Source organism: Acidilobus sp. (assembly GCF_049973875.1).
Taxonomy (GTDB): Archaea; Thermoproteota; Thermoprotei_A; order Sulfolobales; family Acidilobaceae; genus Acidilobus.
The window spans coordinates 1-8,984 of the sequence record NZ_JBMFJI010000034.1 but is presented as its reverse complement, the minus strand read 5'-3'; the positions used below and the strand labels follow the sequence as shown (position 1 = coordinate 8,984).

The following is an 8,984-nucleotide window of genomic DNA, read 5'->3' as shown; positions in this document are numbered from 1 at the left end:
CGGCGGGGGCAGGGTCTACTACCAGGTCGACCTGGGGTCCATAGCCCAGGACCTCGGCTGCAGGCCGACACAGGACCTCTCCTGCTGGGTCCCCGACCTGGTGGTGAGGCTCTCGGGCGGCGGGCTAGCGGTGGTGGAGGTGAAGGCGTCGGACGTCGAGGATTACATCGTGGACGGCCTCCGCCAGGCCAAGGGCTACGTCCACGCGCTGGGGAGGGCCGGCTGCGGCGGCTCTGAGCCGATGGCGGCGCTGCTGTACTACACCACGGCCGAGGAGGCCAACGTGGAAAGCGACGAGTGCGCCGACGTGCTGGGCGTCAGGGCCGCCGGACTCAGCATGAGAGTCAAGGATGACGAGGAGCGCCTCCTGCGGCTCCTGGGACTTGAGGGCCGCTGACGTTCAGCCTCCGCCGCGGGGGAGGTCGCCGACCCTGGCCGGGAGCGCCAGGGCGGGGTGGAGGGGCGTCGAGAGCCTGCCCCACGGCTTCTAGCCGTAGATTACCTCGGGGCACCCGAGACCCTCGCGCGGGTCCCTGGCCTCGACCGACGAGCAGCGGCCCTCAGGGCGTATGGGCACACCCTCATCGTCACCTCGTCGGGAGCCGGAGGAGGCGTTCCAGGGGTCTGGGCCCAGGGCCGCGCCGAGGCCCTGCGACGAGCCCAGCGGCCTCAGGCCCTCCCGGCGCTCCAAGGCGTCCTGCAGAGAGTATGGCGCTAGGGAGACGTCGCCTACGTTGATTGACGTAGCCGCGGCTGTGAGCGAGGAGATGACTGACTCTATAGGCCTCCCGTGGAGACCCGCCAGGGCCCTCACCACGCCTCGCGGGACGCAGCGCCCTGGGGGAGAGCCTGGAGGCCCTCCTCACGGACAGCCTTATGCTTGACAGCCGCCCCTGAGACGATACGCTGAGCGCCAGCACGGCCCTATCGTCAACTTATGGGGGCCAACGCCGAGAACCCTAGCGTCACAGGGACCGCCAGCGAGAGGGCCGAGGCGCCCTCGACCTTGGCGGGGGCCCCATTAAGCAGGGGGCTGGCCCGCCCCAGGCACGAAAAGTTGAAGGCCAAAGACGCTGCACTAAAGACTAGATTTTGAGGACCTTATTCTTATTCCGTAGCCTGTCTATCATCTCCTGACTTATGTATATCACGTTCTTTACTATGGCCTCGTTATTCTCCTTTATACTTCTTTTAATTGTTTCCTCCGTTAAGGCCTTCTCCCACCTCTCCTCCAACAGCGCCCTGGCCGAAACTATGAAGGCTTCAGGGTTGCTAGGGGCGCCCTTAACTACAGCGACCAGGTACTTGTCCATGTGGTCAATGAGAAACCTCCTCTCGTTGTCAGTTAAAGGCGGAGTCTCGCTTTCCTTGCTGATGGTCTTAACCTCGATATAATAATCCTCACTCTCCTCTTTTTTGTTCTCATCCGTTGAGACTTTTGAGACCGTAAGCAGTATGTCGTAACCCGAGTCCTGAGAGGAGACTCCTTTTACCTCCTTCACCTCGAAGGTGACGTTGCCAATGGTTATCTTATTAGTTTGGGGGGACTCTGCTAGCTCCTTGAGCCTCCTCTTTACGTACTCCTCCCCAAACTTCCCGAGGGTCTGCGATATGCGGGACCTAACTTCGGGACTCTTCATGACGTCTTCAATCGCCGTGGCCCCGCCGGCCGCCTTGCAGCCTTCGTATAAGTCCTTGAGGTACTTCATGTACTTAACATAGTCCATTACATTGTTGGTGCCGCCCGCGCCAAGCGATGAGACCGCCGCCTCCACTAACTTATTAATCAGGTCCTTAGCCGTATCCTTGTCCTCGCAGAGCCTCGGCCCCCTCACCTTGGCGGCCCTCAGCAAGCTTGTTAGTTCTCCCTCGTTCCCATTAAGGGCATCGAGGTAGGGTCTGTCGTCCACAAACTTGATTCCCAGCTTCATGAGGTCGCTCTTAGCTTCATTTGACCCCCCGAGCAGTCTCAACACGTCATGTGCGTAGAGGTTAGTTGACTGCTCAAGCTCCCCACCCTCGCTTAACATCCATATTCCTTTGTCACCTCCAAGTGACGGGTAGTAGGCAAACGCAAAGGCCGTCAGCGCGGGGAGGTGCTCCTTTACGATCGAGCTTTTCTGTTTGCCAGCGAGGGAGGGGTCGTCACTCACGATAAGGAGTTTCTGCAAGAGCAGCCACGCGAACCCCTTCAGGTCTTTCTTCTTAATTGCTCCAAGATCTTCAAGCCGCGTAAGCAGTTTCTGGGCTTCCTGCTCGCCTAGGACCTCAACGGCTACCTTAATGAACTCGTCGTCAAGGAATTTCTCTCCTGACAGCTGGGATATCTGCCGCCTGTAGCCTAATATGATGTCCCTGAACCGCGAGAGGCCCTGCGAGAGCGGCTCGTTAACGTAGTACAGCGGTCCTGGGCCCTCAACGTTGCCGTCAATGTCTGGCAATATGATTATGCTCGGAATTATACTCGGATTCAGCCTGTTTTTGTCAAGCAGCTCTTTGTACAGTTTGACCAGCAGGTAATAGTACAGTTTGACCAGGAGCTTATACGTTCTCAGCCTGTCTTTCTTTAGCATGTTACCTATTAGCTGTTTGTTGAGCAGATCCTCAGCCTTACACTTAGTGATTTTTATTTTATTTGAAAGCTTCTGGTCCTTCGAGAGTGGGTAAAGCCTCCTGCCATTGAAGATATAGCTGAGGTCGTCCTCATCTATTAGGTTCTGTGCCAGCAGGTCGTATATAATGTTGTCTATACTATCGTCCTCGGGCTTGAAGACTTCATCGAGAGTCCTTGTGACCCCCTGCCAGTCGAGTACTACGAGCTTGGATGGCTGGTTCGTGTACTTATCTATGACATCCCACACGGAAGTCGTGGACGAGCCTCCGCAGTACGAGGAGTTCTTCAGTAGGTTTCTCATCTCAGGCCTGACGTTCTCGCTGTAGTCAAGAACCGCCAGATATGAGCCCTTGTAGTGATCCATGAGATATGGCAAGGAGTCTTCCAGAAGCTTACCTATCTCCCCCATGATCCATTTGTTCCACTCAGCCTCAAAGTTGATGGTCCTCCTCCCTGCCTGGAGGATGAAGTCGGCCTGTATGAGGAACCTGAGCCCGCTCTCAACCTCATCAAGCGGGAGGAACGAGTAAACTCCGAGAAGCTGGGACCCCCTCGGCCTCTTGATTTCGTCCTTTACCGGGTCAAGCTCAAACGCTATGGACACCTCCCTCGTCTTAACGTCCTCCCTGTTGGCGTTCCTGGTCTCCCTGTCTTGCTTTACGCAATCAGGTACTGAGACCTCCCTGCTGAAGACCAAGAACCTGCCCTCGTACTTCTGAGGCTGGCCCACGTCTCCCACGAGCGGCTTCTCAACCTCTAAAGTCCTGTACTTATAGACTGTGATGTCGTTAAACTTCTCTGGATCCCCCTCGAGGGACCACTCTATCACCCTCTGCCTGTTTGCTACGTAGTCGTAAATCTCGACCCTGTTTATGTACCTGAGGAAGAGGAACATGTGCCCCCTCAGCTTCTCATATATGGCCTTGCTGAGCTCCCCTGCAGTACCCCGATCCACGTAGACAGTGAACCTTGTCCACCCCCTCTCGAGGTCGCTGGGGGGCTGTACAGGTATTGGCGTCAGCTCCCACACTACATCCTCGGGCTTGACGTTAAGCTTGGAGAGCAGGCCCTTGAGGGAGGGGTCGTTGTACCAGGCGTCCCTGGAGAAGCTGAACGCCACTGCGTCGTCGCTGTCGTGGCGCCTTGAGGCCACGTCGACCCTGGCTGACACCTTGAAAACAGACTTCCACCCTATGCCTATGAACCCCTTGTAGCCGGCCGAGGGCCTCTTGCGCTGCCTTATGTAGCACAGGCTCCTTATGTCGTCCCTGTCTATGCTCTTCCCGTTGTTCTCTATGACTATCCTGTCGTTGAACACGTAGATCCTGAAGACCCCCTTGTCCTTACAGAGCTCGGGCTTGGCCTGGCAGAGCTCGAACCTAGCGTCCTCTGCGTTCTGGAGGAACTCCAGTACGAACTGATCTGAGGACATGAAGATATTCTTATATATTATCCCCACGGCGTTCTTGGCCGTGTCGTAGACGCCGGTCCTCTGCGAGGGCGAGGCCTGGGAGAGCCACTCTTTCATAACATCACACACAGGGGCGTAGGACTGCGACTGGCAGTAGGTCAGGTCGACAGCCAAATGGACGAACCCCCTTCAGGGTTAAGTACAGTTGATCAAGGAAAACGAAGACATATATAAGTTTTATAAGTTTTAACTACATTGCCGCGCTGGCAAGCCAGACAGCGGGGCGACCTCAGCTAAGTGCCTCCTCGACGGCAATAAGAGGTAGTTGTGGTGGCCTCAGCGTCGCGCGGCCTTTGGGCTCGAGAGGGACGCCAGCAATGCTGCTAGGACGCTCCTAAGGGTGCATGCCGCGTCCTTGGAACAGTGCGTCAAGAGCTTTTACATAACGTTTAGAGGATCCTCAAGTAAACCGTAGTATGTTCAAGGCCTGTAAAGACGTCTAGCAAATGAGGAAACAGCTGCGCATCAAAATGTCATCAGCAAACGAGTCTATTTAAAACTGCTATCCCTAAGGCATAACGTGGGTGCCTCCTAATTGTCTGCAGGTGAGGGTACCGCAGAAAAAGAATATTTAGGTGGCGTGCTCTCAAGGCTCTTAGAGTTGGCCTCTAATGGGAAACTAATGTTAAAACCGGGCTATGCGGTGGTGGGCGTTGCCGTCAGGACTGATGAGCATTATAATCAGCAGCGCATAGAGTTCTGGGATATTGGCGCTCGTAATGATGACCTTGGAATGATAGACCTGCACTTTCGGGACATAGGAGGCATTGGTAGCGCCGTGCACGTGCGCCTGGCACGAATACAACCCTTCTCCTTAGCAACATGTGGTGGCAGAGAGGGAACTCTCTGGGATATGCTAAATGACGTCACGCTAAAGCTTATAGACGGCTGTAAGAAAGATTCTAAAGTCCTGTATCCATGTCCAACAGATCTTAGTGAAATGGCCTTAAGGTTGTTTGATGAGAAGCCCAGTATTTTAAGCCGCGGCGCTCTATTGTTGACGGGCCCCTTTACGTCTGGGTTCAGCATTTTCATTCCACCTTACGAGGGCAACGCGCTGAAGAGTATAAGGGGACTTACAAAGTTAGGCCTCCTCTGGGAGCTATCGTTATTTGACGTCCTAAAGTCTGCGAACCTTGATAATTTGGCGGCAGAGCTGCAGAGCGCCATCTCCAGCTATTCTGATAAGGCTGGCAACGTTTTAGCTGGATGGGACTGGGACTCTAACGGACCTGCGCGTGTCAAGGACCTAGCTGAAAGTGGCTCCCTCTTAAAGATTTACCTGAACTTCTACTCCCTGTACCTCTTTGATGCTGAAAGACTGCTTACCCTGTTACCTGGTCCTAGAGCAGGATTTCCTTTTGGCGTGCCTGGCAGCTGGGACAACATCAAGGCGCTGGCAGACTTCTATGGGAGGGGGAAGGCCAGTAAACTGCTCGATTCTTCCGAGGTCACGTCTGGGGAGGACCTGCTTTGGCTGCTCCGGGAGAATGAAATAAAGGTAAACTGCATCAACGACCTTAGGCAGGTCCAGCAGGAGGGCCTGCAGAGGGCGGCCCTCTCGCTGTACATAGCCTCCAAGAACGCCTATCTGACCTTGCAGTTGTTAGTTCCGCTGCTGCTGCGGACCACTTGGATAATTAAGGACCCCATAGAGGCGCTCCTTTAAAGTACATGCTGCTTGGAGCCTTGAGTCGCAAAGCTCAGGGCCTCCTATTGACAGACCATTTTTCAGGACGTGGGGAGGGGGCCAACTATAATCGTTTTGCAGCATTCTATTATGATGAAGTTAGCCGCGCGGTGGGCGTTCGTCCCGCCGGTTAGGTCGAAGAGTTCATGTTCACCGATACTCTCAGACTCCTGTCGCGCTTTGCCGGCGCGAGGTCTAGCTAGTCCGTGGCCCTCCCTCAGGGCCCTCTGGAGCCATGTGAGCTGGCTTCCCCGGAACCTTCGACCCCAACCGTCTCGCCCCTGCCCCTCGCTGGTGAACGCCTGGGCCTACGGCTGAACCTTGTTGGGATCCTTAGCACGCCCGTCGGCCGACCCCATAGCCTTCCCACAGAGTTGGCCCCTAGTGGTGGCCCGCCGAGCGCCTTCAAAACGTGGGACGAGAGGGCCCAGGTGAGCCCCGCTCGGTGACGCGGGGGACTGAAACCGACACTGTGGCGCAGCGTCTGGAAACCAAAACATGGCGTTGAAACCCTATTATATAATATACAGGGTGTGATCCCCTACTACTCGGACAGCGGGGCGGCCCACCTGGTGGCACTGCTAACTAGCCGAGCACCTGGGGCGTGCTGGCGTGGGCCGCCGAGGCCGTCCTGGCTGGGGAGGAGAGAGGAACCTGGCGGTAGGGCCCCTGAACGTAATGAGGAGGGCTACATGATAATGCTCAACATAACTCCAGGCCTCACTTTCAATTCCATTGGACGGATTCCGGTCTTCACAGCCAAGAGCTCCAGGAGGGGCAGCCTGTGCGCTTTCAATTCCATTAGACGGATTCCCTCTGCCTTTCAAGCGTGCTGAAGGAGAACTTCCTGAGCTTTCAATTCCATTAGACGGATTCACACGCTCACCGAGCCCACCTCCACGCTGCCGCCCGCCGAGGCTTTCAATTCCATTAGACGGATTCCATCGCCTTGACCGTGAACCGCACATCCTCACAATCGTCGGGCTTTCAATTCCATTAGACGGATTCTACTCCGCATTCTTCACTAACCCACGCTCTGTGGCTACTTTCAATTCCATTAGACGGATTCCCACAGGACAGGGGAGGCTATAAAACTATCATGAAAGTCTTTCAATTCCATTAGACGGATTCCACGCTAAAGGAGCTCGTTGAAAAGATAAGGGAAAACGTGCTTTCAATTCCATTAGACGGATTCGGTTTCACCGGATCCTCAGTTGAAAGCCGAAGAAACAACTTTCAATTCCATTAGACGGATTCCTTGCAGAGGCCTGTGAGGCGTTCAAGCGTCTGTTGGTCGCTTTCAATTCCATTAGACGGATTCCTTGGGAAGGTTCTTAGGAATGCAAAGGGCCTTGACCTCCTTTCAATTCCATTAGACGGATTCCGGTCGCAATGGCCGCGGGGCCAGAGAAAAAGAGAAAGATACTTTCAATTCCATTAGACGGATTCCCTGGCTCGCCTCTGTCAGGCGTAATACCGTGGATATAACTTTCAATTCCATTAGACGGATTCCGACTCCAACTGCTCCTCGTACACGTACCTGCTGGCACTAACTTTCAATTCCATTAGACGGATTCGTCTATAACCCTCGCTAGCCCTTCCAGCGTCATTAACCGCCTTTCAATTCCATTAGACGGATTCGGACAGGGTATATAACATGTAGTATAGTAACCCCTGTCCATCTTCTTTCAATTCCATTAGACGGATTCCCATCCCACATTTCCATCCCTTCCATTTCGGGTCGCACTTAGTCTTTCAATTCCATTAGACGGATTCTTCATGATTCTAGCGAACAAAACCCCTGAATAATAGTTAGCTTTCAATTCCATTAGACGGATTCCTATGAAACTTTTCTAAAAGTTTTTTTAACCGCAGAGCTATCTTTCAATTCCATTAGACGGATTCCTCAACGAGCTGGAGGGTAAGGCCAGGGCCGTGATAGTCTTTCAATTCCATTAGACGGATTCACAGCGTAGGTGGCGCTGGTGGCCGATGACCCGACTGGCGCTTTCAATTCCATTAGACGGATTCTGATATCTCGGGGTCCAAGGCCTCGGCCACCCTCTCACCTTCCTCTTTCAATTCCATTAGACGGATTCGCCAAAAAACGGGTAACGGCACCCAGGGCACTGGCCCGCACTTTCAATTCCATTAGACGGATTCATGATTTGCACCCGGCACTGAAGGCCATTGAGAAGAGGGCTTTCAATTCCATTAGACGGATTCCCCGGGACTTCCCGTAACGGCATCTCCGCAAGGTCAAAGTAATTCTTTCAATTCCATTAGACGGATTCCTAAAATATTGCCGTCTTTATCCTTGACCACAATGATGTAGTCTTTCAATTCCATTAGACGGATTCCGTGTTCTCCACGTTGACGCCGACATTCCCGCTGGAGTCCCTTTCAATTCCATTAGACGGATTCTCCTTGTAAAGCGGGCTGGGGATGCCCAACGCTATGTAGTCCTTCTTTCAATTCCATTAGACGGATTCCCCTGTACCTCATGAAGTTCTTAACGAAGTTAAGCAGCCTTTCAATTCCATTAGACGGATTCCATAGGCTACTTTGTTTCTTCGTGGAGGGCCACAGCGTTCTTTCAATTCCATTAGACGGATTCTGAAGTTCCACGAGCTCCACCCCGACTACCCCATAGACATAACTTTCAATTCCATTAGACGGATTCCCTGAAGGCGAGGGCGTAAAAAGACATTTCTTTGTATTCAGCTTTCAATTCCATTAGACGGATTCCGATTGTGCGGGCTGTGAAGGCGGAGGACAGCATGAACTTTCAATTCCATTAGACGGATTCATGGTAATTGCCCACCACCCCGCTCACAGCGGCACGCTTTCAATTCCATTAGACGGATTCCGGTGCCCCTCCTCACGCCTACCCTCACAGGGGGCCTGGCTTTCAATTCCATTAGACGGATTCTGCTAACCAGCACTGGGAAGCCGCTGCCCTCCGCTATAAACTTTCAATTCCATTAGACGGATTCTTGACGCACATGTTAGCGGAGGCGCCATTGTAATAAACCTCTTTCAATTCCATTAGACGGATTCTATTCATGCAGGTCTTCGTTACAATAACGTTCACGTGATAACTTTCAATTCCATTAGACGGATTCAGAAGAGGCTAAAATAAAGTATAATGGACAGGAGAGTTACATCTTTCAATTCCATTAGACGGATTCTCCGTAGTCCACGGTAAC

General features: G+C 53.5%; 5 protein-coding genes and 1 CRISPR repeat array. Of the genes, 2 read left to right on the top strand and 3 right to left on the bottom strand.

Features of this window, described 5'->3' with window-relative positions:
- Window positions 1-397 (top strand): hypothetical protein (locus tag ACP5H1_RS07585; RefSeq protein WP_427973675.1); only part of this gene is annotated, 397 nt, incomplete at its 5' end.
- Window positions 398-487: 90 nt separating this feature from the next.
- Here ACP5H1_RS07585 and ACP5H1_RS07580 read toward each other — a convergent pair.
- From ACP5H1_RS07580 to ACP5H1_RS07570, 3 genes are all read right to left on the bottom strand, one after another.
- On the bottom strand, window positions 488-814 hold the full coding sequence (locus ACP5H1_RS07580) for a hypothetical protein (protein WP_427973672.1): 327 nt from the start codon (window positions 812-814) through the stop codon (window positions 488-490).
- 116 nt (window positions 815-930) lie between these two features.
- Window positions 931-1,068: a hypothetical protein gene (locus ACP5H1_RS07575; protein WP_427973670.1), complete on the bottom strand. Its 138-nt coding sequence runs from the start codon at window positions 1,066-1,068 to the stop codon at window positions 931-933.
- A 17-nt stretch (window positions 1,069-1,085) separates the two neighbouring features.
- Window positions 1,086-4,199 (bottom strand): DUF3883 domain-containing protein, encoded by a 3,114-nt coding sequence (locus ACP5H1_RS07570; RefSeq protein ID WP_427973668.1) that lies wholly within the window; start codon window positions 4,197-4,199, stop codon window positions 1,086-1,088.
- 421 nt (window positions 4,200-4,620) lie between these two features.
- On the opposite strand from ACP5H1_RS07570, the gene ACP5H1_RS07565 reads away from it, so the two are divergent.
- Complete coding sequence (locus ACP5H1_RS07565; protein ID WP_427973666.1) at window positions 4,621-5,754, top strand: hypothetical protein; 1,134 nt, start codon at window positions 4,621-4,623, stop codon at window positions 5,752-5,754.
- Between the two features lie 744 nt (window positions 5,755-6,498).
- A CRISPR array of direct repeats spans window positions 6,499-8,966; the repeat unit is 24 nt; unit sequence CTTTCAATTCCATTAGACGGATTC.
- Between the last annotated feature and the right edge of the window lie 18 nt (window positions 8,967-8,984).